Here is a 24,370-nt window from a genome sequence, read left to right as displayed (position 1 = left end):
CGGCGCTTGGATAGGGTAGGTTGGCGTGCGAGATGTAATCGATTACACACGTGGGGGGCGGATGAACAGGGGCAGGACTTCGTATTGGTTGACGATTCCACTATTGCTGGGTGCGCTGGTGCTGGCGTCCTGCAAGCAGGCCGAGGAACCCAAGGTGGCTGAAAAGAAGGCGCCGGTGAAAGTCATCCTGGTGGAAGCGCAGCTGCCACCCAAGCCGGTCAAACCCGCGCTGCCACCGCTGTTCTCGGACATCGAGCGCCGCACCTTCCAGTTTTTCTGGGACACCACCAACGAACTCAATGGGCTGTCGCCGGACCGGTTTCCGTCACGTCCGTTCGCCAGCATCGCCTCGGTGGGGTTCGCGCTGACCGCGTACCCGATCGGCATCGAGAACGGCTGGGTCAGTCGCAATCAGGCGATCGACCGCACCCTGACCACACTCAAATTCTTCCGCGATGCGCCAATGGGGCCGCAGCGGACCGGTAGGGCCGGGTACAAGGGCTTCTACTACCACTTTCTGGACATGCAGCAGGGCAACCGTTACGACAGCTGGGTCGAGCTGTCGAGCGTGGATACCGCGCTGCTGATGATGGGCGTGTTGTTCACCCAGTCGTATTACGACGGCGACGACCCGCGCGAAAAGGAGATCCGGCAGATCGCCGATGCGCTGTACAAGCGCGTGGACTGGCGCTGGCTGCAGCAGCGTGCGCCGCTGATCTCGATGGGCTGGTTCCCCGAGAGCGGCTTCATCGACCACGACTGGATGGGCTACAACGAGGCGATGATGCTGTACATCCTCGCGTTGGGCTCGCCGACCCACGGCGTGGACGTGGATGCCTGGACCAGCTGGACCCGCACCTACAACAACGACTGGGGCGTCTACCAGGGCCAGGAATACCTGTCCTTCGGCCCGCTGTTCGGTCACCAGTACAGCCATGTCTGGATCGATTTCCGCGATATCCAGGATCAGTACATGCGCGAACGCGGCATCGACTATTTCCTCAATAGCCGCCGCGCCACCCTGGCCCAGCGCGACTACGCCATCGACAACCCGATGAAGTGGAAGGACTACGGCGAGAACGTCTGGGGCCTGACCGCCGGCGACGGCCCGCAGAACACCAGCCAGGAATACCGTGGCGAGCAGCGCCAGTTCCGCCACTACTCCTCGCGCGGCGCCGGCCTGCGCGAGAACTTCGACGACGGCACCATCGTGCCGTCGGCGGCGATCTCCTCGATCGTGTTCGCCCCGGAAGTGGTGATCCCGGCCACCGAGGAAATGCACAAGCGCTATGGCGACTTCCTGTATTCCAGCTACGGCTTTCTGGACTCGTTCAATCCCAGCTTCAACTACGACATCCCGCTCAAGACCGGGCGCATGGTGCCGGACCGTGGCTGGGTGGCCAGCGACTACATCGCCATCGACCAGGGCCCGATCCTGGCGATGATCGCCAACTACCAGAACGAATTCGTCTGGACCGTGATGAAGAAGAACCCCTACATCCGGGCCGGTCTGGAACGCGCCGGCTTCACCGGCGGCTGGCTCACCCCCGAAGGCGAGCCGCAGCCGGCGCCGCAGAAGGACGAGCAGAAGGCCGCCGCCCGCGCGCTGGGCATGGCCGAGTCGCGTGCCGCCGCCGCCCAGGCCCAGCAAGACCCCTCGCAACGCCAAAAACCCGAGTAATCCGTGCGACTTTTGAAACTGTTGATGATCTCCGCCGCACTGTGTCTGGGTGTGGCGGGATGCGAACGCTCCGACCCCGGCAAGACCACCGTGCGCTTCTGGGCCATGGGCAAGGAGGCCGAAGTGGTCGCCGAGCTGGTGACCGACTTCGAGAAGCAGAACCCCGACATCCACGTGGATGTGCAGAACATCCCGATGACGGCGGCGCACGAAAAACTGCTGACCGCCTTTGCCGCCGATGGCTTGCCGGACGTGTGCCAGCTCGGCAACACCTGGCTGCCGGAGTTCGCCCTGCTAGACACGCTGGAACCGATGCAGCCGTATGTGGCGCGTTCCAGGATCGTCGACCCGCAGGATTATTTTCCCGGCGTGTGGGACACCAATCTGGTCGACGGCACCCTGTATGGCGTGCCGTGGTATGTGGACACCCGGCTGCTGTTCTATCGCAAGGACCTGCTGCGCGAGGCCGGCTATAGCGAGATGCCCAAGACCTGGGCCGAGATGGAACAGGTGATGGCGGCGATCAAGCGCAAGGTCGGCCCGGACCGCTACGCCATCCTGATGCCGCTCAACGAGTTCGAGCAGCAGCTGTCGTTCGCGCTGCAGCAGGACGACCGCCTGCTGCGCGACCATGACAACTACGGCAACTTCCGCGGCGAGGGCTTCCGCAAGGCGCTGGGCTTCTACGACACCATGTATCAGAAAGGCTGGGCGCCGAAGGTCTCCGAGACCCAGGTCTCCAACGTCTGGTACGAATTCTTCAACGGCTATTACGCGTTCTATCTGTCCGGCCCGTGGAACGTGCGCGAGTTCAAGCTGCGCCAGCCGCCGGGCATGGAAGGCAAGTGGGGTACCGCGCCATTACCGGGACCCAACGGCCTGGGCGCGGGCATTGCCGGCGGTTCCAGCCTGGTGATCTTCAAGTCGTCGCAGCACAAGGACGCCAGCTGGAAGCTGATCGAATACCTGTCGCAGCCGCAGGTGCAGGCGCGCTTCCACGCCATCATCGGCGACCTGCCGCCGCGTCGCAGCACTTGGAAGTTGCCCTCGCTGGCCAACGACGAACTGGCGCATGCCTTCGGCGACCAGCTGGAGCGGGTCAAGGCCACGCCCAAGGTGCTGGAGTGGGAGCGCATCGTGCAGGAAATGCGCCTGGTGACCGAGCGCGTGGTGCGTGGCGGCCAATCACATGAGGCCGCCGTGCAGGAACTGGATAAACGCGTGGACGAGATCCTGGCCAAGCGCCGCTGGATCTTCGAACAGGAGGGCGGGCATGTCGGTCCGGCCGGTGCACCGGCAACGCCTGCGGCGACACCTGCCGCAGCGCCAGCACCGGCAGCGGGCGAGGGAGCGGCACGATGATGAAGCGTAATTCCGTCGCCGGCTGGGTGTTCGCCGCGCCGTCGATCCTGGTGCTGGGCATGTTCTTCGGCGTGCCGGTGTTCGCCGCGCTGGTGCTCAGCGTCACCGACTTCGATCTGTACGCACTGGCCGACAGCGGCCATCTGCGCTTCGTCGGCCTGGGCAACTACATCGACCTGCTGCAGACGCCACTGTTCTGGAAGTCGTTGTGGAACACCACGTATTTCGTGCTGCTGGGCGTGCCGATGTCGATCGGGGTGTCGCTGGGCGCGGCATTGCTGCTCAATGCCAAGGCCTCGCGCTTCAAGGCGTTGTTCCGTACCGCCTTGTTCGCCCCGGTGGTGACCACGCTGGTGGCGGTGGCGGTGATCTGGCGCTATCTGTTCCACATCAAGTACGGCCTGGTGAACTTCGGTCTGAGCCATCTGGGCATCGCCCCGATCGACTGGCTGGGCGACCCACGCTGGGCGATGCCGACCATCATGCTGTTCGCGGTGTGGAAGAACTTCGGCTACAACATGGTGATCTTCCTGGCCGGGCTGCAGGCGATCCCGCAGGACCTGTATGAGGCCGCGCGCATCGATGGCGCCTCGCGCTGGAAGCAGTTCCTGCATATCACCCTGCCGATGCTCGGCCCGGTGCTGATGGTGGTCGGGGTGATCACCATCTCCGGCTATTTCCAGCTGTTCGCCGAGCCCTACGTGATGACCCGCGGCGACCCACTGCAAAGCACCGTGAGCGTGCTGTATTTCATGTTCGAGGAAGGCTTCAAGTGGTGGAACCTCGGCCGCGCGTCGGCGGTGGCGTTCCTGCTGTTCCTGATCATCCTGGCGGTGACCACCGTAATGCTGCGCTTCGGCCGCAAGAGGGATTTGATATGAGTCGTGATGTCGGCCAATCGCGCTGGAATGGCGTGCTGATCAACGGTGGCCTGCTGCTGCTGGCGCTGGTCAGCCTGGCGCCGCTGTTGTGGATGCTGTCGGTGTCGTTCATGCCCACCGGCGAGGCCAGCCGCTTCCCGCCGCCGATGCTGCCCTCGGCGTTCACCACCGCCAACTACCACGAGCTGTTCGCGCGTACCGGCATGGCGCGCAACTTCGCCAACAGCCTGATGGTGTCCGGGCTGATCACGCTCGGCTCGCTGCTGATCAACACCATGGCCGGCTATGCGTTCGCCAAGCTGCAGTTCGTTGGCCGCGAGCGCATCTTCAAGATCCTGATGGCCGCGTTGGTGATCCCGGCGCAGGTGGCGATGCTGCCGTTGTTCCTGTTGATGAAGCAGCTGCATCTGGTCAACAACATCGGCGGGGTGGTGGTGCCGGCGCTGGCGACGGTGTTCGGCATCTTCCTGGTGCGCCAGTACGCGCGCAGCATTCCCGATGAACTGATCGAGGCCGCGCGCATCGACGGCGCCAGCGAAATGCGGATCTTCTTCCAGATCGTGCTGCCGATGCTCAAGCCGGTGCTGGTCACCCTGACCATCTTCACCTTCATGGGCTCGTGGAACGATTTCATGTGGCCGCTGATCGTGCTGACCGACCAGGAGCAGTACACCTTGCCGGTGGCGCTGGCCGCACTGTCGCGCGAGCACATCATGGACGTGGAGCTGATGATGGCCGGCGCAGTGGTGACGGTGATTCCGGTGCTGCTATTGTTCGTCGCGCTGCAGCGCTACTACATCCAAGGTCTTCTGCTGGGGAGTGTGAAGGGGTGAAGCCAATGTTCCTGCGATTGTTTGCCATGACCGCTGTTGCCACCTCTGCGGTCACGGCGCAGGCGCAGGAACGCGTGCTCGACGGCTTCAACGACATCGGCGCCTGGCGCCTGGTGGTGTCCAACCAGGTCAGCGGCTCGCTGCGGCCGGTCGCCACCAGTGCCAGCGGGCATGCGCTGTGCCTGGACTACAACTTCAACGGCGTGTCCGGCTATGTCGGCATCCGTCGCAACCTGCCGATCGACTATCCGGACAATTACCGCATCGGTTTTGCGCTGCGCGGCGACTCGCCGTCCAACGATCTGCAGGTCAAGCTGATCGATGCCAGCGGCGACAACGTGTGGTGGGTCAACCGGCCCGGCTTCAACTTCCCGAAGAACTGGACCACCGTCGGCTATCGCAAGCGCAACATCGAAAAGGCCTGGGGCCCGGGCCAGGACAAGCAACTGCGCAGCAGCGCAGATGTCGAGTTCACCATCTACAACAAGGTCGGCGGTAAGGGCACGGTGTGCTTTGACCGCCTGACGCTCACGCCGCTGCCGCCGGAAGACACCTCGCCGTTGAAGGCCGAGGCGATCACCGATACCGCGCCCGCACTGGAACAACGCCTGGCCGACGGCAAGCCGGAGACCTTCTGGCTCAGCGGCGCGGTCAAGCAACAGACCGTCACGCTGGACCTGGGCAAGGTGCGCGAATTCGGCGGCGCGGTGGTGCAGTGGGTCCCCGGCCTGCAGGCCTCGCAATACGTGGTGCGCGCGTCCAGCGACGGGCGCGGCTGGCGCGATCTGCGCACCGTCACGGCCGGTGCCGGTGGCACCGACTGGCTGGCGCTGCCGGACACCGAGGCGCGTTACCTGCGCTTCGATCTCAAGGACGGCCCCAACTGGCGCTACGGCATCAAGGAAGTGCAGCTGCAGCCGCTGGCGTTTGCGGCGACCCCGAACGACTTCATCAAGTCGCTGGCCGCGCAGATGCCGCGCGGCAGCTATCCGCGCGGTTTCTCCGGCGAGCAGCCGTACTGGACCATCCTGGGTCTGGATGGCGGCACCGAGCAGGGCCTGATCGGCGAGGACGGCGCGGTGGAAGTGGGCAAGGGCGGCTTCAGCATCGAGCCGTTCGTGGTCACCGGCGGCAAGCTGCTGCACTGGTCCGACGTCAGCAGCGAACAGAGCCTGCAGGACGATTACCTGCCGATTCCCAGCGTCGACTGGCACCACGACCTGATGAACCTGCGCGTGACCGCGTTCGTGCAGGGCACCCCGGATCAGGCGCAACTGGTCGCACGCTATCAGCTGCACAACACCGGCAAGGAGGCGCGCGACTTCACGCTGGCGTTGGCGGTGCGGCCGTTCCAGGTCAACCCGCCGGCGCAGTTCCTCAATACCCTGGGCGGCGTGAGCCGGATCGAACAACTGGCGGTGGAGGGCGCGCAGGTCAGCGTCAACGGCAAGCCGCGGGTATTCGCCGCACAACGTCCGGATGCCGGCTTTGCCAGCGCCTTCGACAGCGGCATGGATGTCAGCCATCTCACCGCCGCCACGCCGCCGACGATCACCCAGGTCAAGGACGACACCGGCCTGGCTTCGGGCGTGCTGCTGTATCGCTGGAAGCTGGAGCCCGGCCAACAGCGCGAGGTGGCGCTGGTGATTCCGCAGACCGGCACCGCGCAACTGCCGGCCGGCTTCGATGCCGACAAGGCGCAGCAGCAGGTGGCCCAGCAGTGGCGCAGCAAGCTCGATCGCGTGCGCATCAGCGTGCCGGCCGAAGGCAAGCCGGTGGTCGACACCTTGCGCACCGCGCTGGCGCACATGTTGATCTCGCGCATCGGCCCGCGCCTGCAGCCGGGCACGCGCTCGTATTCGCGCAGCTGGATCCGCGACGGCGCGATGATTTCCGAAGGCCTGCTGCGGCTCGGCCGCGAAGACGTGGTGCGCGAGTACGTCGACTGGTTCGCCCCGTATCAGTTCGCCGACGGCATGGTGCCGTGCTGCGTGGACGACCGCGGCAGCGACCCGGTGCCCGAGAACGACAGCCATGGCGAGCTGATCTTCAACATCGCCGAGTACTACCGCTACACCGGCGACAAGGCGTTCCTGGAAAAGATGTGGCCGCACGTGACCGGCGCCTACGACTACATGGAAAAGCTGCGCGCCAGCGAACGCACCGAAGACAACTTCATGCGCAATCCGGCCTTCTACGGAATGATGCCGGTGTCGATCAGCCACGAAGGGTATTCGGCCAAGCCGGTGCATTCGTACTGGGACAACTTCTGGGCGCTGCGCGGCTACAAGGATGCGGCGATGCTGGCCGGCGCACTCGACAAGCCCGACGAGGTCGCCCGCTTCAGCGCCGCACGCGACGAATTCAGTGGCGACCTGGTCGCCTCGCTGGGGGCGGCGGTGCGCCAGCACAGTCTCGATTTCCTGCCCGGCTCGGCCGAGCTGGGCGACTTCGATGCGACCTCGACCACCATCGCGCTGGCCCCTGGCGGCGAGCAGCAACGCCTGCCGCAGGACCTGTTGACCAATACCTTCGAGCGCTACTGGAAGGAGTTTTCCGATCGCCGCGACGGCAAGCGCGCATGGAAGGACTACACGCCCTACGAATGGCGCAACGTGGCCGCGTTCGTGCGTCTGGGCTGGCGCGACCGCGCCTGGGACGCCACCGCGTTCTTCTTCAAGGACCGTGCGCCGCAACCCTGGAACCAATGGGCGGAAGTGGTCTCGCGCACGCCGCGCACGCCGTTCTTCGTCGGCGACCTGCCGCATGCCTGGGTCGCCTCGGATTTCGTGCGCTCGGTGCTGGACATGTTCGCCTACGGACGCGAATCCGACGCCAGCCTGGTCATCGCTGCCGGCACGCCGACGCGCTGGTTCGAGGGCAAGGGCATCGGCATCGCCGAGCTGCGCACACCCTACGGGCGCCTCAATTACACCTTGCAGCGCACCGACAAGCAGCTGGTACTGCAACTGCAGCCCGGCCTGATCCTGCCGCCGGGCGGGGTGGTGTTGCCGTGGCCGTACCAGGGCACGCCGGGCAAGGCCAGCATCAACGGTGAATCTGCCGAATGGCAGAACGGCGAATTGCGGATTCAACAGCTGCCGGCCAATGTGCAGATCGATGTGCCCAGCGCGGTGCGGCGGGCCGAGCGCGCCTCGCAATGATCCACGCAGCTCGACCGACCCGGGCAGCGCTGGTGCGGCGCGGTGTCGGGTGGCCGGTCGCGTGGCTGGCGCTGCTGCTGTGCGCTGTCGCTGCACACGCCACGCAGGCCGTGCAGGCCGTACAACCCGCACAGCTCAACCAGACCGATCAGGCAGCACACGCATCCCCGGCAGCGCAGTCGCCGGGCGCGGCGCAGCGCGAGATGACCCTGGTCACGCTCAACCTGCATCACGACCGCGAAGACTGGCCGGCGCGTCGCGCCTATATCGCCAGACAGCTCAAGCAACTGGCGCCGGACGTGATCGCGCTGCAGGAAGTGATCGAGCGCCGCGGCAGCGTGGAGAACCAGGCCGCCTGGCTGGCGCGCAAGCTGGATTACGACTACACCTTCGCCTCGGCCGATCCGGTCGGTGCGCCCAAGCGCTACGGCAACGCGTTGCTGAGCCGGCGCACGGTGCTGGCCCGGCATCAGCGCCTGCTGCAGCCGCTGGACGATTACCGTGTTGCCGCGCATCTGCAGGTTGATGTCGACGGCCAGCCGATCAATGTCTACGTCACCCACCTCAACGAACGTGCCGATGCACGTGGCACCGCCACACGCACGCGTCAGGTCGCCGACCTGCTGGATTTCATTGCCTCCAACAGCGAGCAGGCACCGGTCGTGATCGCCGGCGATTTCAACACCGCCGCCGACGCCCTGGATCTGGAAGCGCTACGCAAGGGCTACGGCGACAGCTACGGCAGCGTGCATCGCAACAGCGATGCCACCGTCAGCACCTTGAACCTGCATGTGTTCGACACGCCAGCGCGGATCGACCACGTGTTCTTCCAGCAGAACCGCCTGCTGGCGCGCGAAGCGCGCATCCTGTTCGACACCCCGTATGCCGAAGGGCGCTGGGCCTCGGATCACTACGGCGTCTGGGTGCGCCTGCAGCTCGCGCCACAGGCGCAGTCCGCGCCGTAGCCGCGCGCAAGCGATCGAATGCCGTAGGAGCGCACCCGGGCGCGATGGGGCGTTACCGATAACGCCCATCGCGCCCAGGTGCGCTCCTACGAGAAGCAACGGATTGCAGCGCCGCCACGCTCACCCATGCAGGCGATTGAATATCTGCACACCGGCAAGCCACACGCCGGCCATGCTGCCGACGTTGGTCAGCAGAAAGGTCAGCACCACGCGCGAGACGCGATTGCGGTACCAGCCGCGCAAGGTCTGCGCATCGTCGCGCAGCGACAGGAAATCGCCATAGGCCGGCTTGCGCATATGCACTTCGACCAGGGCGGCGAATGCACCGGTCGGCACGCTCAGACGGAACGGCTTGAACGGCGCCACCACCGCCGCGGTGAGGATGCTCAACGGGTGGCTGCCCGCCAGCAGGCAGCCCAGCGCGGCCAGTCCTCCGGTATACATCGCCCACTGCAACAACAGGTCCGCGCCCATGCTCAGGCCGCCGCGCCAGAAGCCGATGCCGATGCCGGTGATGATGATCGCCAGGATGCCCAGCGTGATCCACGGAATGCGCTTGCGCTGCTGCACGAATTCCAGCGATTCGCGCAATGGGCCGGGTGCGGCGGTGTCCTGTTCCAGGTGGCGTGCAAGACCTGCCAGGTGTCCTGCACCGACCACCGCCAGGATCTCGCGCTGATCGGTGGTGGCTTCCTCGCGCAGGCGCGTGGCCATGTACTGGTCGCGCTCGGCAATCACGGTCTCGTACAGCTCCGGGCTTTCGCTGGCAAAGTCGCCGAAGCTCGCCTCCAGCATGTCGCCCTGCTTGAGCTTTTCGATTTCCTCTTCGCCCACCTCGTCAGCCGCGAACAGACCGCCGAGCAGGCCGCCGGCCAGTTTCATCTTGCCGAAGAATCCCAGCCGCCCGGACGCGCGCTTGAAGGTCAGGCCGACCTCGCGATCGATCAGGTGCACCGGCAGGCCTTGCGCGCGCGCCAGATTCACCGCTTCCTTCAATTCCGCGCCCGGCTCGATACCGAGCTGCTTGGCCAGGCGGCGCTGGTAGGCGGCCAGGGCGAGGTTGGCCGCAAACAAGGCCACCCGGCCCTTGCGAATCACCTGCACCAGGTCCAGGCGGGCGAGGGCATCCGGGTCGCTGAGCGCCTGCAGGCGCTGCGCGTCCAGTTCCACCGCCACCGCATCGTAGCGGCCGCTGCCGATCGCCCGCTGCACCGCAGCCACGCTGGCCAGCGAGACATGCGCGGTGCCGAGCAGGGTATAGCGCACGCCATCGCGTTCGACGATGCGATGCGGCTGGCCGGACAGCGCATCGTCCAGAACGTGGGTGGTTTGCTCAGTCATGGGGTCATTCATCAGAAGGAGGGGCGGTGTCACCGGAGCCGAGCGCGCGTTGCATCTGCACGCCGTCCAGCCAGCGACCATGCTTGCGGCCGATACCGGTGAACACTCCGACCGTGCGAAAACCAAAACGTTCATGCAGCCGTCGCGATGCCAGGTTGTCGGCATCGCCGATCACCGCAATCATCTGTCGATAGCCGCGCTGTTGGCAGCGTGCGATCAGCTCGCCGAGCAAGGCCTTGCCGATGCCGTGGCCCTGCGCGGCGCTGGCGAGATAGATCGAATTCTCAACGGTCCAGCGGTAGCCGGCGCGTGCGCGATAGGCGCCGACGTAGGCATAGCCCACCACCACGCCATCGCGCTCGGCAACAAGATAGGGGTAGCCGGCATCCACGCTCGCGCGCACCCGTGCAGCCATCTCATCGCGCGATGGTGCGCTGTATTCGTAGCTGTTGACCCCGGCAATCTGCTCCGCATAGATCGCGGTGATGGCCGGGATGTCCGCGTCGCGGACTTCGCGCAACTCCACTGGCATGCGGTCAGTCGATGTAGCGCTTGAGCAGGTCGCCATACGCATCGATACGGCGATCGCGCAGGAACGGCCAGATGCGGCGCACGTGTTCGCTGCGCTGCAGGTCGACGTCGCAGACCAGCACCGTCGGGTCCTGTCCGGCTTCGGCGATGAATTCGCCCTGCGGCCCCAGCACATGGCTGTTGCCCCAAAACTGGATGCCCGAGGCGCCCAACGGCGAGGGCTCATGGCCGACGCGGTTGCACGACAGCACCGGCACCCCGTTGGCGACCGCATGGCCGCGATGGCTGAGCACCCAGGCATCGCGCTGGCGCTCCTGCTCCGGTTGCTGGTCATCCGGATCCCAGCCGATCGCGGTGGGGTAGAGCAGCAGCTCCGCACCGGCCAGCGCCATCAGGCGCGCCGCTTCGGGGTACCACTGGTCCCAGCACACCAGCACGCCGAGGCGGCCGACCGAGGTATCGATCGGCGCAAAGCCCAGATCGCCTGGCGTGAAATAGAACTTTTCATAGAATCCGGGATCGTCCGGGATGTGCATCTTGCGGTACTTGCCGAGCAGGCGGCCGTCCTTTTCGAACACCACCGCGGTGTTGTGATACAGCCCGGCCGCGCGGCGCTCGAACAGCGAGGCCACCAGCACCACGCCGTGCTGCTTGGCGAGCGCGCCCAGCCGCTCGGTGCTGGGGCCGGGGATCGGCTCGGCCAGCTCGAATTCGTCCACCGACTCGTGCTGGCAGAAATACGCACCGTTGTGCAGTTCCTGCAGCAGCACCAGCTTGGCGCCCTGAGCGGCGGCTTCGGCCACGCGCGATTCGATGATGGCCAGATTGGCCGCGGCGTCGCCGTGGTTGCGCTCCTGGATCAGCGCGACGGGAAGGAGATGACGGGTCATGGCGATTCGTCCAGCGAAGTGGCGCACTAAGGTAGCGCGCGATGGTGTAACACCGGCCTGCCGGCCGGAACAGGAGTGACTCAGGCAGCCAGCAGACCGGCGGGCAGCTGCATGGTCAGACAATGCAGGCTGCCGTTCTGCCAGATCAATGGGCGGCACGGCACCGGCACGATGACGTGCTGCGGAAACGCCTCGGCCAGCACCGCCTGCGCGCGCGCATCGGCCTTGTCGCCGTAAGCCGGCATCAGCACCGCCCCGTTGACGATCAGGAAGTTGGCGTATGAGGCGGCCAGACGCCGGCCCTGGTCCAGGATCGGCTCGGCCCACGGCAATACGAACAGCCGATACGGCTGCCCATCGGCCTTGCGCAACGCAGCCAGTTCGGCGCCCATCGCCTGCAGTTCGGTGTAATGCGAATCGCTGGCCACATCGCAGCCCTGGTAGACGATCGCATCCGGGCCGGCGAAGCGTGCCAGCGTATCGATATGCGCGTCGGTGTCGTCGCCTTCCAGATAGCCGTGATCCAGCCACAGCACGCGGTCCTGCGCCAGCCACGCGGCAAGATCGGCACTCAGCGAATCGCGTGTGCGCTGCGGATGCCGCTCGTGCAGGCACTTCCAGGTGGTCAGCAAGGTGCCCGCACCATCGGTCTCGATCGCGCCGCCTTCCAGCGCGAAGTCCACCGTCTGCACCTGCGAGGGCACAAATACCTGCGCCGCATCTAGCGAGGTGACCAGCTGATCGTCCAGGCTGGCCTCGAACTTGCCGCCCCAGCCGGTGAAGCGGAAATCCATCAGGCGGAAACCGCCGTCCTGGCGCAGTGTGATCGGGCCCGAATCGCGCAGCCAGGTGTCGTTGTAGGCCGCAACCACGAAGCGCACCTGCGCCATGTCCACCCGCGCCGAGCGCAGCCGCGCTTCCGCGTAGATCTGCAGGTCGTCATCGGCCACGCACACGATCACCGGCTCGAAACGGGAAATCGCCGTGACCAGCGCGATATAGGTCTCTTCCACCTCGGCAAGACGCTCGGCCCAATCGGTACCCGCATGCGGCCACGCAATCAACACGGCGGACTGAGATTCCCACTCGGCAGGAAAGCGAACGCTATCGGTCATAACTTGCAACTACCTAATCAATGCCAGGCAACGCCGGGCCGTTAATTCAATCCCCGCACATGGATGTGCGGGCTCTTGCGAGGGACTCGCCTTAGGTTGGCTCTTGCGAGGGACTCGCCTTAAGTCGGCTCTTGCGAGGGACTCGCGTTGAATCGGCTCGTTCGAGGAATTCGCGTCGAATCGCCCCTTGCGAAGGACTCGCCTTACCGACTCGCAGTGATCGCTTCCCGCACACCATTGGATCAAACCACTGTTGCAGTCACCCTCCGATGGAACCCGAACAACCCGCGATCACTTGATCGGCGGCTTGGGCCCGATCTCGTTGGCATCGGCCTGGTTGGCCACCACGTCGATCACCCGGCTCTTTTCGAAGTACACGGTGAAGGCCGGATATACCCAGCGATGGATGGTCGGCCACTGGCGCTTCTGGCCACCGCGCGGCGCCAGCTTTTCCTGCGGCGCGCCATAACGGCCTTCGACCTGGCTCATGCTGTCGCCGCGCAAGGGCAGGGCAGCGGCAGGCTTCTGCTGTGCGCGGTCGATCAGCAGCGTATCGGCCGACGCAGCGGCACTGATCCCCATCAGCGCGATCAGCGGCAGGACAAACAAACGGTTGCGCATGTCATCTACTCCCCAGTGGACAAGATTCGGATGGTGATTACAGCAAAACCAGGGCCGGCGTGCTTGCTGATCGGTGGTACACAACGCCGCGGCGTGTTGCCTGCCAGCGCAACCGTCACGCGGAGCCGGGCGGGCATCCGCGCAGTCCAGCCTGCATCAGGCAATCGTCGGCGTGAAGGATCGGCCAAGAAAAAGCCGCCCGGAGGCGGCTTTCTCGGGTCTTGCACGCGCGGCGAAAGCTTAGCGCTGACGCGCCTTGAAACGCGGGTTCGACTTGCAGATCACGAAGACCTTGCCGCGGCGGCGGACCACCTTGCAGTCGCGGTGACGGGTCTTCGCAGACTTCAGGGAGGACAGGACTTTCATGGCACACCTCGGCGTAAACGGTTGGATTCGATGGAAGAGTGCCCGCAATCGAGGGTGCACCCGGAATTAAGCCGGCAATTCTAACCGGCTTTTCGTCGTGCTTTCAAGTGGTTGCATCGCAATCCCCGCGAGCGGCGCTACACTACCGCCTGATGACCTTCCGGAAACCTGAATGACCGACCTTTCGCCCGTCCTTACCATCGATGGTCCCTCCGGCGCCGGCAAGGGCACCGTGAGCCGGATCGTGGCCGCCCGGCTGGGCTGGCATTACCTCGATTCGGGCGCACTGTATCGCGCGGTGGGCGTGGCAGCGAGCTGGGCCGATCTGGATGTCTCCGATCCGGCTGCGCTGGTGCGCTGCACCTTCGACACCAGGGTGGAGTTCGACGATGCCGGTGAGGCGGGGCTGCGGGTGCTGGTCAATGGCGTGGACGCCACCGGCGAACTGCGCCTGGAGACCACCGGCGCACTTGCCTCGGCGATTGCGGCCATTCCCGAGGTGCGCAGCGCGTTGAAGGAACGCCAACGCGCATTCAGGCAGGCCCCCGGCCTGGTCGCGGACGGGCGTGACATGGGCACGGTGATCTTCCCCGATGCCGCCTTCAAGGTGTTTCTGACCGCCAGTGCCGAAGAACGTGCGGCCCGTCGCCATAAACAGTTGATGGAAAAGGGTGTTTCGGTTATCTTTGACGACCTGCTGCGCGAGATCATGGCTCGAGATGCCCGTGATGCGCAGCGGGTGGTGGCGCCATTGCGGCCGGCCGAAGACGCCGTGCTGATCGATACCAGCGGAATGGGGATCGAGGATGTCGTCCAACGTGTGGTCGGGTTGTTGACCGTTCGCACGTCGTCGTAAGCGTTCCGCAAGCGGGCATGTCCCGCCGACCGTAAGGCGTTCCAAGGCTCCGTCGCACATCCCGTGTGGCGGTTCTACTACTACTTAACCGACTCGCTGTCCGGAGTCGACCAACAGGCTGGGCGCTTGGCATCTGTCGCATTCGACGATCAACGCCCGTGTGTTCAACTGAGTAAAATTCAAATGACAGAATCTTTTGCTGAACTGTTCGAAGCCAGTCAAGCCAATCTGGCGAAGCTGAAGCCGGGCTCCATTGTCACCGGTACCGTCGTGGAAGTGCGCGGCGACGTGGTGGTGATCAACGCTGGCCTGAAGTCCGAAGGCATCGTGCCGATCGAGCAGTTCCGTAATGACGCTGGCGAGATCGATGTCGGCGTAGGCGACCAGGTCAAGGTTGCCCTCGATTCCATCGAGAACGGCTTCGGTGAGACCGTGCTGTCGCGCGAGAAGGCCAAGCGCGCAATGGTGTGGGACGAGCTGGAAGAGGCGTTGGAAAAGAACGAAACCATCACCGGTCGCATCAGCGGCAAGGTCAAGGGTGGTTTCACCGTGGACATCAAGGATGTCCGCGCGTTCCTGCCTGGTTCGCTGGTGGATGTGCGCCCGGTGCGCGACCCGGCCTACCTGGAAGGCAAGGAACTCGAGTTCAAGCTGATCAAGCTGGACCGCAAGCGGAACAACGTGGTGGTCTCGCGTCGTGCCGTGGTCGAGAGCGAGCACTCGGAAGAGCGCGAGCAGCTGATGGACAAGCTGCAGGAAGGCGCGATCCTGAAGGGTGTCGTCAAGAACCTGACCGATTACGGCGCGTTCGTGGACCTGGGCGGTATCGACGGCCTGCTGCACATCACCGACATGGCCTGGAAGCGCGTGCGCCATCCGTCCGAAGTCGTCAACGTCGGCGACGAGCTGGACGTGCGCGTGCTGAAGTTCGATCGCGAGCGTAACCGCGTCAGCCTCGGCCTGAAGCAGCTGGGCGAAGATCCGTGGGACAACATCGCACGTCGTTACCCGGCCAACAGCCGCGTGTTCGGCAAGGTCTCCAACGTCACCGATTACGGCGCATTCGTCGAGATCGAGCCGGGCGTCGAAGGTCTGGTGCACGTCTCCGAGATGGATTGGACCAACAAGAACGTCAACCCGTCCAAGGTTGTGCAGGTGGGTGACGAAGTCGAAGTGATGGTGCTGGATGTCGACGAGGAGCGTCGCCGCATCTCGCTGGGCATGAAGCAGGTTGCCGCCAATCCGTGGGAAACCTTCGCTGCCACCCACAAGAAGAACGACAAGGTGTCCGGCCAGATCAAGTCGATCACCGACTTCGGCATCTTCATCGGTCTGGACGGCGGCATCGACGGCCTGGTCCACCTGTCCGACATCAGCTGGAACACCACCGGCGAAGATGTCGTGCGCAACTACAAGAAGGGCGACACGCTGGAAGCCGTTGTGCTGGCAGTCGATCCGGAACGTGAGCGCATCAGCCTGGGCGTCAAGCAGCTGGAGCAGGATCCGTTCGGCCAGTACATGGCGTCCAACCCGAAGGGTTCGAAGGTCGAAGGCGTGGTGCGTGAAGTGGATGCTAAGGGCGCCACGATCGACCTGGCCGACGGCATCGAAGGCTACGTCGCTGCACGCGACATCGCCAACGAGCGTGTGGACGACGCGACCCAGCACCTGAAGGTCGGCGACAAGATCGAAGCCAAGTTCGTGGGCATGGACCGCAAGGGCCGCACCCTGCAGCTGTCGATCAAGGCCAAGGACGATGCCGAAATGCGCGAAACGCTGGAGGAATACCAGTCTTCGGCCGCATCCGGTGGCATGACCCAGCTGGGCGCGCTGCTGCGTGCACAGTTGAACAGCAACAAGTCCGAGTAAGCGCGTAGCGCTCGCAAGAGCGTGATGGATCGGCCCGGGCTTGCCCGGGCCGATTCCGATGTGTCAGTCGAAAAAAGCAAGTCTTCCCATGACCAAGTCCGAATTGATTGAAATCCTGGCGCGACGTCAAGCGCATCTGAAGGCGGACGACGTGGATCTGGCAGTCAAATCGCTGCTGGAAATGATGGGGCAGGCGCTCTCCGATGGTGATCGGATCGAAATCCGCGGGTTCGGCAGCTTCTCGCTGCATTACCGCCCGCCACGTCTTGGCCGTAATCCGAAGACCGGCGAGTCGGTCGCGTTGCCGGGCAAGCATGTTCCGCATTTCAAGCCTGGCAAGGAATTGCGCGAGCGTGTCAGCTCCGTGGTCCCGGTCGATCTGCTGGATGCGGCTGACTGAGGTCATTCTGCCGCTGCGTTTATGTCGGCTCGGTTAAGCTAAGCCTCTTTCGACGGAGTCTGGCCATGAAGGTGTTTCGCTTGCTGGTGATGTTGGCCTTCCTGCTGGTCGGTCTGATCATTGGTGCGGTCAATTCCCAGGACGTCACTCTCGACTTCCTTTTCTCCAGTGTGCACACGACCTCCGGAATCGCGATCATCGTCGCGCTGCTGGTCGGTGTGTTGATCGGCGCCGGCATGGTGCTGGTCAGCGTGGTCATTCCCCTCTATTCCAAGCTGCGCCAGGCCAACAAGGCGGTTGCAGTCAGTCGTGCCGACGCCAGGCCGATCACGCCTGCCGCAGTCGAGCCGCGCCCCTTTGATGGACTGTAAGCGCGTATGGACTTTCTGACCGAGTGGATCTGGTTCTTCCTGTTCGTGCCGTTGGCAGCGCTGGGGGGCTGGGTCGTTGGCCGCCGCGGTGGTCAACGCCACGGCGATACCCAGGTCAGTCGCCTGTCCAGCACCTACTTTCGTGGCCTGAACTATCTGCTCAACGAGCAGCCGGACAAGGCGATCGAGCTGTTTCTGCATATCGCCGAACTGGACAAGGAAACCTTCGAGACCCAGGTCGCGTTGGGGCATTTGTTCCGTCGCCGCGGTGAGGTCGACCGCGCGATCCGGCTGCATCAGGGCCTGGTGCAACGCGCCGACCTGACCGATCAGCAGCGCGTGCAGGCCTTGCTGGCGCTGGGCGAGGACTACATGAAGTCCGGCCTGCTGGATCGTGCCGAGACCGTGTTCACCGAACTGGCGCAACTGGATCAGCGTGCGCCGCAGGCGCTGCGTCACCTGATCGGCATCTATCAGGCCGAGCGCGACTGGGAAAAGGCGATCGACAACGCCACCCGTTACGAAGAAGTCACCGGCGAGCCGATGGGCAAGCTGATTTCGCAATTCGAGTGCGAGCTGGCCGACCGCTATCGTGGCCTGAGCAAGCCCGACGAAGCATTGCAGGCGATCGCGCGCGCCTACCAGGCCGATGGCACCTCGGTGCGCGCCGGCATTCTGGAGGGACGCATCGAAGCCGAGCGCGGACACGACGAAGCGGCAGTGCGCGCGTTCGAGCGCGCTGCGCGGCACGATCCGGAATACCTGCCGGAGATCATTCCCGCATTGATGGCGGCCTATCGCCGGGTCGGCGATATCGCCGGCGCACGTAATTTCCTGTCCGAGATGACCGAGCACTATCGCGGCATCGCCCCGGTGCTGGCATTGACCCAGTTGATGGAAGCCCAGGATGGTGTGGCACCTGCGTTGGCCTACCTGGGCCGCCAGCTCAAGGACCGGCCCTCGGTCCGCGGCGAATCGGCGTTGATCGACCTGACCCTGGCCGAAGGCAGCGACCCGGTCGGCACCTTGCAGGATCTCAAGCACATCACCGACCAGTTGCTGGTGCGCAACCCGAGTTACCGCTGCACCCGCTGCGGCTTCGGCGCCAAGACCCATCACTGGCAATGCCCGAGTTGCAAGGAATGGGGCACGGTCAAGCCGCTGTTGAACTACGCGGTGGTCTGATGCCGCAGGCCTGGCTGTGGTGGTGTCTGTTGCACCTGACGGTCGCGGCACTGGGAACCTGGTTGTTGCGACGTTACGCGCTGCATCGGCGGCTGCTCGATCATCCGGGTGAACGCCGCAGCCATGTGGTCGCGACCCCACGTGGCGGTGGCATGGCAATCGTGGCGGCGCTGCTGTCCGGGTGCGTGGCAGCCGGCGTGATCTGGCCGGCTGCAGGCCCGATTCTTGGTTGGTTCGCGGCGGGGCTGGTGCTGGTGGCCGGGGTGGGTTGGTGGGACGACCATCGTCCGCTCTCGGCCAGGCTGCGTTTTGCGATCCACCTATTGGCGTCGGTCATGCTGGGCTGGCTGGTCAGCCATTACACCGGCAGGCTCTGGGATGGCGTGCTCACCGCCATGGCGTCGGTAGTGTTGATCAACGTCTGGAACTTCATGGACGGCATCAACGGCCTGGCCAGCAGCCAGGCGGCGCTGGCCGCGCTGGCGTTTGCTGCGGTCTTGCCTGGTGCCTGGGCGTGGGCCGGTCTTGCCGTCGCCGCGTCCTGCCTGGGATTTTTGCCGTTCAACTTTCCGCGTGCGCGCATCTTTCTGGGTGATGGCGGCAGTGGTGCGTTGGGATATGTGCTGGCTGCGCTGCTGGCGCTGACGGTGGCCAGCGGCCAGGTGAGCTGGTGGATCAGTTGGTTGCCACTGACAGCATTTCTTGTAGACGCCGGCTTCACGCTGCTGTCTCGCATGCTCGCCGGGCAACGGTGGTGGGAGCCACACGCCCAACATCTCTATCAGCGTCTGGCACGCAGGCTTGAGACGCACGTTCCGGTAACCGGTATTTATTTCGCTTTCAGCGTCGCCGTCGTCTGCTTGTATGTGTTACTTCGTCATGATGCAACTTGGCTGCAGGTATCCGGAGCCCTGGTATGGGGACTGGGTGCCACCGCAATCTGGCACTTCCTGCGCGATGGATTGCGCAATTCCTGAGTAACGGACTTTTATGATTTCCTGGCGTGACCGTTTGACCAAGGCCCTGCCGCAAGCAGCGGTGGTGCTGCATGACCTGTTGATGGTGTGGGTGTGCTGGCAGTTGCTGCATGCAGGCCGCTACTCCATGCTGCGCGAGGCTCCCGATCTGCCGTTATGGGATTGGCGCACCGCGGTGGTCCTGGTCGCGCAAGGCCTGGTGTTCTGGAAGATGGGCCTGTATCGCGGGCTGTGGCGATTCGCCTCGGTGCCGGACCTGTGGAACATCTTCAAGTCGAGTTTTCTCGGCCTGGTCGCGATCGTGCTGGCGCTGTCCTATGACCGCCTGGACGGGGTGCCGTTGTCGGTGCTGGTCGTTTATCCGTTCGCACTGTCTGCGCTGCTGGGCACGCCGCGGCTGCTGTACCGCGCCTGGAAGGATTACCAGATCGCGCACTCCGGCGATGCTGCGCAACGCGTCTTGATCCTTGGCGCAGGCCGTGCCGCCGAAGGTCTGGTCCGTGATCTGCGCCGCACCGGCGCATTCGTGCCGGTCGGCTATCTGGACGATGCCAACAATCTGCATGGCGCCAAGATCCAGGGCCTCAATGTGCTGGGCAACCTGGACCAGGCTGCAGCCATCGCCAAGGAGACGGCGGCCAAATTGCTGGTCATCGCGATCCCGTCACTGGATGCCTCGGGCATGCAGCGCGTGGTGGCCATCTGCGAAAGTACCGGGCTGCCGTTCCGCATGGTGCCCAAGCTGATCAACGTGTTGGAAGGGCGCTCGTTGCCTGGCGAACTGAAAGAAGTCGCGATCGAGGACCTGCTCAACCGCAAACCTGTTACCCCGGATTGGCGCCTGATTCGCGACTGGTTGACCAACAAGACGGTGATGGTGACCGGCGCGGGTGGTTCGATCGGCTCGGAAGTCTGCCGCCAGTGCGCCCGGCACGGTGCGCGCCGCATCGTGCTGCTGGAGATCGATGAGCTGGCGTTGCTGACCGTCGATTCGGACCTGCGTCGGTTGTTCCCCGATATCGAGGTGGTGCGCGTGCTTGGCGATTGCGGCGACCCGGCGGTGGTCGCGCATGCCTTGAACACCGCGCTGCCGGATGCCGTCTTTCATGCCGCCGCCTACAAGCAGGTGCCGCTGCTGGAAGAGCAGTTGCGCGAGGCGGTACGCAACAACGTGCTGGCCACCGAAAACGTGGCGCGCGCCTGCCAGCGCGCACGCATCGAGACCTTCGTCTTCATCTCCACCGACAAGGCGGTCGAGCCGGTCAACGTGCTGGGCGCGAGCAAGCGCTATGCGGAGATGATCTGCCAGAGCCTGGACGCGCGCGATGCGCCAACGCGCTTCATCACCGTGCGTTTCGGCAACGTGCTGGATTCGGCCGGCAGCGTGGTGCCGTTGTTCCGCGAGCAGATCCGCCAGGGGGGCCCGGTCACGGTGACCCATCCGGATGTGACGCGTTACTTCATGACCATTCCGGAAGCCTGCCAGCTGGTGGTGCAGGCCGCGGCCTCTGCCTCGCATGGCGCGATCTATACATTGGACATGGGTGAGCCGGTGCCGATCCGCCTGCTCGCCGAGCAGATGATCCGTCTTGCCGGCAAGCAACCCGGCAAGGATGTGGCGATCCTCTATACCGGTCTGCGTCCGGGCGAGAAGCTGCACGAAACCCTGTTCTATTCCGACGAAGACTATCGCCCAACCGCGCATCCCAAGATTCTGGAAGCCGGTGTGCGCGAGTTCTCGCACGAGCAGGTGTTGCAGCTGGTGACGCGCTTGCGTGAGGCGGTTAACCGTTACGACATCAAGGCGATGGAGACTGTGCTGGGCAGTCTGATGCCGGATTTTGCGGCTGCTCGACGGAAAGTCGACGCGCGATCTGATACGGTCGTTCCATTCCCCGCACGTGAGGTCAGAAGACTTTAATGAGCAAGCGTATTCGCAAGGCCGTATTCCCCGTCGCAGGTCTTGGGACCCGCTTTCTTCCGGCAACCAAGACGGTGCCGAAGGAAATGCTGCCAATCATCGACAAACCTTTGATCCAGTACGCCGTCGACGAGGCCATCCAGGCCGGTTGCGACACGCTGATCTTCGTGACCAATCGCTACAAGCACTCGATCGCCGACTACTTCGACAAAGCCTACGAGCTGGAGCAAAAGCTCGAGCGCGCCGGCAAGCTCGAACAGCTGGAGCTGGTGCGACATGCCTTGCCGGAAGGCGTGCGCGCCATTTTCGTGACGCAGGCTGAAGCGCTCGGTTTGGGTCACGCCGTGCTGTGTGCCAAGGCCGTGGTCGGTGACGAGCCGTTTGCGGTGTTGCTGCCGGACGACCTGATCTGGAACCGGGGCGCCGGTGCGCTGACCCAGATGGCCGATGTGGCAGAAGCCTCGGGCGGCAGCGTCATCGCCGTGGAGGATGTGCCGCACGACAAGACCGCCAGCTACGGCATCGTGGCCACCGATGCGTTCGATGGTCGCAAGGGGCGCATCAACGCCATCGTCGAAAAGCCCAAGCCGGAAGTGGCACCGAGCAATCTGGCCGTGGTCGGCCGGTATGTGCTCAACCCGAAGATCTTCGAACTGCTCGAAGAGACCGGCGCCGGTGCCGGTGGCGAAATCCAGCTGACCGATGCGATTGCCGGACTGCTGCAGCAGGAAACCGTCGACGCCTACCGCTTCGAGGGCCGTCGTTTCGATTGCGGCGCGCATATCGGTCTGATCGAGGCCACCGTGCATTTCGCGCTCGAGCACGAAAAGCATGGCGGGCCGGCCAAGGAAATCCTGCGCACCGCATTGGCCGAGGCCGACGCGCGCGGCTGATTGCCTGGCCATCGCCTGCATCCACGAACGACGCCATCCGGCGTCGTTCGTCGTTTGGGGCCTCGCTGGGCGAGAACGCCGTACCACTGGCTGATCGACACGTCAGGCGGCTTTGCCAGCGCGGCACGCTGGTGCAAGTCCGTGGTACGCGCCTGCGGCTAGAATCCTCGGCATGAGCCAGCCTGCCGAATCCAGCGAACTGATCAACGTGGTGGCCCTGCTGGGCGCTGCCGTGGTCGCCATCCCGGTGTTCCGACGTCTGGGCCTGGGCTCGGTGCTGGGTTACCTGGCTGCGGGTCTGGCGATCGGTCCGTTCGGCCTGGGCCTGTTCGATGACCCGCAGGCGATCCTGCACGTGGCCGAGTTGGGCGTGGTGATGTTCCTGTTCGTGATCGGGCTGGAAATGCGGCCATCGCACCTGTGGAGCCTGCGCAAGGAAATCTTCGGCCTGGGGACGCTGCAGATCGCAGTGTGCGCGCTGGTGCTGACCGGCATCGGCCTGTTGCTCGGCTTCGCGCCGCCGGTGGCATTCGTGGCCGCATCCGGCTTCGTGCTGACCTCTACGGCGGTGGTGATGCAGTTGCTGGCAGAGCGGGGCGATGTCGCCTTGCCGCCGGGCCAGAAGATCGTGGCGATCCTGTTGTTCGAGGACCTGTTGATCGTGCCGCTGCTGGCGATCGTGGCCTGGATGGGCGCCAACGGCGACCCGCAGGCGGCGACGCAACGCTGGCAGGACATCGGCATCGGTCTGGCCTGCATCGTCGGCCTGGTGGTGGCGGGGCGCTGGCTGCTCAATCCCTTGTTCCGCATCCTGGCCGCGTCCAAGGCGCGCGAGGTGATGACGGCGGCGGCCTTGCTGGTGGTGCTGGGCGCGGCGCTGTTGATGCAGGTCGGTGGGCTGTCGATGGCGATGGGCGCGTTTCTGGCCGGTGTGCTGCTGTCCGAATCCACCTTCCGGCATCAGATCGAGGCGGATATCGAGCCGTTCCGCGGCATCCTGCTCGGGCTGTTCTTCCTGGGCGTCGGCATGAGCCTGGACCTGCATGTGGTTGCGGCAGACTGGCGGCTGATCGTGGCCGGTGTGCTGGCGCTCATGCTCGGCAAGGGCGTGTGCATCTACGCGGTGGCGCGGTTGATGCGCAGCGACCATCGCCAGGCGCTGGATCGGGGCGTGCTGATGGCGCAGGGCGGCGAGTTCGCCTTCGTGCTGTTCGCGGCGGCATCGGCGTCCGGCGTCATCGACGCGCAGGTCAACGCCAGCCTGACGGCGATCGTGGTGTTGTCGATGGCGCTGACGCCGCTGTTCGTGCTGTTGCAGCGACGGCTGACGCCGGCCGCCCAGCCGTCGCTGGAAGGCGTGGACGCCGTCAGTGGGCAGACCGGCAGCGTGCTGATCATCGGGTTCGGGCGCTTCGGGCAGGTTGCCAGCCAGTCGCTGCTGGCACGCGATGTGGATGTGACCATCATCGATAACGACATCGAGATGATCCAGAGCGCAGAACAGTTCGGTTTCAAGATCTACTACGGCGACGGTACCCGGCTCGATGTGCTGCACGCCTCCGGGGCGCATAGCGCACGCGCGATCGCGGTGTGCATCGACAACCGCGAGGCGGCCAATCGCATCGTCGAGCTGGCAACGCGCGAGTTCCCGCACGCCAGGTTGCTGGTGCGCTCGTTCGACCGTGAGCATTCATTGCAGTTGGTCGCCGCCGGGGTGGACTACCAGATTCGCGAGACCTTCGAGTCGGCGGTGGCGTTCGGGCAGGCGGCCCTGGTCGAGCTGGGCGTGGACGAGGACGAGGCGGTCACCATCGCGCGCGAGATCCGGCGTCGCGATGCCGAGCGGTTCGAACTGGAGATTGCGGCCGGCAACACGCGTGCCGGCGCCGTGGCAGGGCTGATGTACGGCAATCTCACGCCGACCGTGCCCAAGCCTACGCCGTTCACCCCGCCGCGGCGCGAAAGCCGCACGCTCAATCCCGATGCGGTACCGCAGGCCACTCAGCCCGAAGCCGTGACCCGCGACTGAGTCGTGTGCAGCTGGCGAGCGCCGAAGCGGGTTCGGCGCTGGGATTGCCTCGGCTGGTCGAGAAAAAACCTGGGGTGATAGAGCGGCCGGCACCAAGCTGCCGGCCTGAGCTGACAAGT

General features: G+C 64.8%; 21 protein-coding genes. 15 read left to right on the top strand and 6 right to left on the bottom strand.

The features are described 5' to 3' along the window. Positions 1–61 precede the first annotated feature (61 nt). From ABQ039_RS10750 to ABQ039_RS10725, 6 genes are read left to right on the top strand one after another with little or no spacing between them, the layout of a single operon-like run. Positions 62–1,681 (top strand): glucoamylase family protein, encoded by a 1,620-nt coding sequence (locus ABQ039_RS10750; protein WP_039527041.1) that lies wholly within the window; start codon positions 62–64, stop codon positions 1,679–1,681. A 3-nt stretch (positions 1,682–1,684) separates the two neighbouring features. Continuing rightward, positions 1,685–3,043, top strand: coding sequence for a sugar ABC transporter substrate-binding protein (locus ABQ039_RS10745; protein WP_046342965.1), 1,359 nt, complete (start codon positions 1,685–1,687; stop codon positions 3,041–3,043). Next, positions 3,040–3,924, top strand: a complete 885-nt coding sequence (locus ABQ039_RS10740; protein ID WP_024940601.1) for a carbohydrate ABC transporter permease — start codon at positions 3,040–3,042, stop codon at positions 3,922–3,924. The genes ABQ039_RS10745 and ABQ039_RS10740 overlap by 4 nt, the downstream gene beginning before the upstream one ends. Further along, positions 3,921–4,757, top strand: coding sequence for a carbohydrate ABC transporter permease (locus ABQ039_RS10735; protein WP_016904891.1), 837 nt, complete (start codon positions 3,921–3,923; stop codon positions 4,755–4,757). The genes ABQ039_RS10740 and ABQ039_RS10735 overlap by 4 nt, the downstream gene beginning before the upstream one ends. Positions 4,758–4,783: 26 nt before the next feature. Next, a complete protein-coding gene (locus ABQ039_RS10730; RefSeq protein ID WP_349777773.1) occupies positions 4,784–7,921 on the top strand; it encodes a discoidin domain-containing protein in 3,138 nt (1,045 codons plus the stop codon). Further along, positions 7,918–8,886, top strand: coding sequence for an endonuclease/exonuclease/phosphatase family protein (locus tag ABQ039_RS10725; RefSeq protein ID WP_349777774.1), 969 nt, complete (start codon positions 7,918–7,920; stop codon positions 8,884–8,886). Before ABQ039_RS10730 ends, ABQ039_RS10725 begins: the two co-directional genes overlap by 4 nt. Before the next feature lie 120 nt (positions 8,887–9,006). On the opposite strand, the gene ABQ039_RS10720 is transcribed toward ABQ039_RS10725, so the two are convergent. The 6 genes from ABQ039_RS10720 to ykgO form a co-directional block, all read right to left on the bottom strand. After that, complete coding sequence (locus ABQ039_RS10720; RefSeq protein ID WP_167764168.1) at positions 9,007–10,239, bottom strand: TraB/GumN family protein; 1,233 nt, start codon at positions 10,237–10,239, stop codon at positions 9,007–9,009. Continuing rightward, on the bottom strand, positions 10,232–10,759 hold the full coding sequence (locus ABQ039_RS10715) for a GNAT family N-acetyltransferase (protein ID WP_046342957.1): 528 nt from the start codon (positions 10,757–10,759) through the stop codon (positions 10,232–10,234). The genes ABQ039_RS10720 and ABQ039_RS10715 overlap by 8 nt, the downstream gene beginning before the upstream one ends. Positions 10,760–10,763: 4 nt before the next feature. Then, a complete protein-coding gene (locus ABQ039_RS10710) occupies positions 10,764–11,648 on the bottom strand; it encodes a carbon-nitrogen hydrolase (protein ID WP_102256651.1) in 885 nt (294 codons plus the stop codon). A gap of 80 nt (positions 11,649–11,728) precedes the next feature. Then, the gene (locus ABQ039_RS10705) at positions 11,729–12,763 is read right to left on the bottom strand and encodes an agmatine/peptidylarginine deiminase (protein ID WP_102251924.1); all 1,035 of its coding nucleotides are present in this window, start codon (positions 12,761–12,763) and stop codon (positions 11,729–11,731) included. Between the two features lie 291 nt (positions 12,764–13,054). After that, entirely contained in the window at positions 13,055–13,384 is a 330-nt protein-coding gene (locus ABQ039_RS10700) for a hypothetical protein (protein WP_039515118.1), read from the bottom strand. A gap of 240 nt (positions 13,385–13,624) precedes the next feature. After that, positions 13,625–13,750 carry a type B 50S ribosomal protein L36 gene (gene ykgO, locus ABQ039_RS10695; RefSeq protein WP_005913193.1) on the bottom strand — a complete coding sequence of 42 codons (126 nt, stop codon included), beginning with the start codon at positions 13,748–13,750 and terminating at the stop codon, positions 13,625–13,627. Between the two features lie 172 nt (positions 13,751–13,922). Between ykgO and cmk the strand changes: the two genes are divergently transcribed. The 9 genes from cmk to ABQ039_RS10650 all read left to right on the top strand — a co-directional run bounded on the left by cmk (position 13,923) and on the right by ABQ039_RS10650 (position 24,251). Continuing rightward, positions 13,923–14,606, top strand: a complete 684-nt coding sequence (gene cmk / locus ABQ039_RS10690) for a (d)CMP kinase (protein WP_184609423.1) — start codon at positions 13,923–13,925, stop codon at positions 14,604–14,606. Between the two features lie 183 nt (positions 14,607–14,789). Then, positions 14,790–16,475 carry a 30S ribosomal protein S1 gene (gene rpsA, locus ABQ039_RS10685; RefSeq protein ID WP_016903550.1) on the top strand — a complete coding sequence of 562 codons (1,686 nt, stop codon included), beginning with the start codon at positions 14,790–14,792 and terminating at the stop codon, positions 16,473–16,475. Between the two features lie 88 nt (positions 16,476–16,563). Next, positions 16,564–16,875 carry an integration host factor subunit beta gene (locus ABQ039_RS10680; RefSeq protein WP_016903549.1) on the top strand — a complete coding sequence of 104 codons (312 nt, stop codon included), beginning with the start codon at positions 16,564–16,566 and terminating at the stop codon, positions 16,873–16,875. A 65-nt stretch (positions 16,876–16,940) separates the two neighbouring features. Next, positions 16,941–17,246 (top strand): lipopolysaccharide assembly protein LapA domain-containing protein, encoded by a 306-nt coding sequence (locus ABQ039_RS10675; protein ID WP_184609424.1) that lies wholly within the window; start codon positions 16,941–16,943, stop codon positions 17,244–17,246. 6 nt (positions 17,247–17,252) lie between these two features. Next, on the top strand, positions 17,253–18,431 hold the full coding sequence (gene lapB / locus ABQ039_RS10670; RefSeq protein WP_016903547.1) for a lipopolysaccharide assembly protein LapB: 1,179 nt from the start codon (positions 17,253–17,255) through the stop codon (positions 18,429–18,431). Then, complete coding sequence (locus tag ABQ039_RS10665; RefSeq protein WP_104568392.1) at positions 18,431–19,408, top strand: glycosyltransferase family 4 protein; 978 nt, start codon at positions 18,431–18,433, stop codon at positions 19,406–19,408. The genes lapB and ABQ039_RS10665 overlap by 1 nt, the downstream gene beginning before the upstream one ends. A 13-nt stretch (positions 19,409–19,421) precedes the next feature. Next, positions 19,422–21,329, top strand: coding sequence for a nucleoside-diphosphate sugar epimerase/dehydratase (locus ABQ039_RS10660; RefSeq protein ID WP_024939212.1), 1,908 nt, complete (start codon positions 19,422–19,424; stop codon positions 21,327–21,329). Next, the gene (gene galU, locus ABQ039_RS10655; RefSeq protein WP_016903544.1) at positions 21,329–22,222 is read left to right on the top strand and encodes a UTP--glucose-1-phosphate uridylyltransferase GalU; all 894 of its coding nucleotides are present in this window, start codon (positions 21,329–21,331) and stop codon (positions 22,220–22,222) included. Before ABQ039_RS10660 ends, galU begins: the two co-directional genes overlap by 1 nt. A 172-nt stretch (positions 22,223–22,394) precedes the next feature. Beyond that, positions 22,395–24,251 (top strand): monovalent cation:proton antiporter-2 (CPA2) family protein, encoded by a 1,857-nt coding sequence (locus ABQ039_RS10650; protein ID WP_184609426.1) that lies wholly within the window; start codon positions 22,395–22,397, stop codon positions 24,249–24,251. Positions 24,252–24,370 lie beyond the last annotated feature (119 nt).

It is taken from the genome of Xanthomonas sp. WHRI 6108 (genome assembly GCF_040202385.2).
Taxonomy (GTDB): domain Bacteria; phylum Pseudomonadota; class Gammaproteobacteria; order Xanthomonadales; family Xanthomonadaceae; genus Xanthomonas; species Xanthomonas arboricola.
This window is presented reverse-complemented; position numbering and strand designations above follow the sequence as displayed.

Excerpts from the sequence above, each read along its gene's own strand:
- ABQ039_RS10750 (WP_039527041.1), top strand. The coding sequence starts at position 62 with ATGAACAGGGGCAGGACTTCGTATTGGTTGACGATTCCACTATTGCTG.
- ABQ039_RS10740 (WP_024940601.1), top strand. The coding sequence starts at position 3,040 with ATGATGAAGCGTAATTCCGTCGCCGGCTGGGTGTTCGCCGCGCCGTCG.
- ABQ039_RS10735 (WP_016904891.1), top strand. The coding sequence starts at position 3,921 with ATGAGTCGTGATGTCGGCCAATCGCGCTGGAATGGCGTGCTGATCAAC.
- ABQ039_RS10730 (WP_349777773.1), top strand. The coding sequence starts at position 4,784 with ATGACCGCTGTTGCCACCTCTGCGGTCACGGCGCAGGCGCAGGAACGC.
- ABQ039_RS10725 (WP_349777774.1), top strand. The coding sequence starts at position 7,918 with ATGATCCACGCAGCTCGACCGACCCGGGCAGCGCTGGTGCGGCGCGGT.
- ABQ039_RS10720 (WP_167764168.1), bottom strand. The coding sequence starts at position 10,239 with ATGAATGACCCCATGACTGAGCAAACCACCCACGTTCTGGACGATGCG.
- ABQ039_RS10715 (WP_046342957.1), bottom strand. The coding sequence starts at position 10,759 with ATGCCAGTGGAGTTGCGCGAAGTCCGCGACGCGGACATCCCGGCCATC.
- ABQ039_RS10710 (WP_102256651.1), bottom strand. The coding sequence starts at position 11,648 with ATGACCCGTCATCTCCTTCCCGTCGCGCTGATCCAGGAGCGCAACCAC.
- ABQ039_RS10705 (WP_102251924.1), bottom strand. The coding sequence starts at position 12,763 with ATGACCGATAGCGTTCGCTTTCCTGCCGAGTGGGAATCTCAGTCCGCC.
- ABQ039_RS10700 (WP_039515118.1), bottom strand. The coding sequence starts at position 13,384 with ATGCGCAACCGTTTGTTTGTCCTGCCGCTGATCGCGCTGATGGGGATC.
- ykgO (WP_005913193.1), bottom strand. The coding sequence starts at position 13,750 with ATGAAAGTCCTGTCCTCCCTGAAGTCTGCGAAGACCCGTCACCGCGAC.
- cmk (WP_184609423.1), top strand. The coding sequence starts at position 13,923 with ATGACCGACCTTTCGCCCGTCCTTACCATCGATGGTCCCTCCGGCGCC.
- rpsA (WP_016903550.1), top strand. The coding sequence starts at position 14,790 with ATGACAGAATCTTTTGCTGAACTGTTCGAAGCCAGTCAAGCCAATCTG.
- ABQ039_RS10680 (WP_016903549.1), top strand. The coding sequence starts at position 16,564 with ATGACCAAGTCCGAATTGATTGAAATCCTGGCGCGACGTCAAGCGCAT.
- ABQ039_RS10675 (WP_184609424.1), top strand. The coding sequence starts at position 16,941 with ATGAAGGTGTTTCGCTTGCTGGTGATGTTGGCCTTCCTGCTGGTCGGT.
- lapB (WP_016903547.1), top strand. The coding sequence starts at position 17,253 with ATGGACTTTCTGACCGAGTGGATCTGGTTCTTCCTGTTCGTGCCGTTG.
- ABQ039_RS10665 (WP_104568392.1), top strand. The coding sequence starts at position 18,431 with ATGCCGCAGGCCTGGCTGTGGTGGTGTCTGTTGCACCTGACGGTCGCG.
- ABQ039_RS10660 (WP_024939212.1), top strand. The coding sequence starts at position 19,422 with ATGATTTCCTGGCGTGACCGTTTGACCAAGGCCCTGCCGCAAGCAGCG.
- galU (WP_016903544.1), top strand. The coding sequence starts at position 21,329 with ATGAGCAAGCGTATTCGCAAGGCCGTATTCCCCGTCGCAGGTCTTGGG.
- ABQ039_RS10650 (WP_184609426.1), top strand. The coding sequence starts at position 22,395 with ATGAGCCAGCCTGCCGAATCCAGCGAACTGATCAACGTGGTGGCCCTG.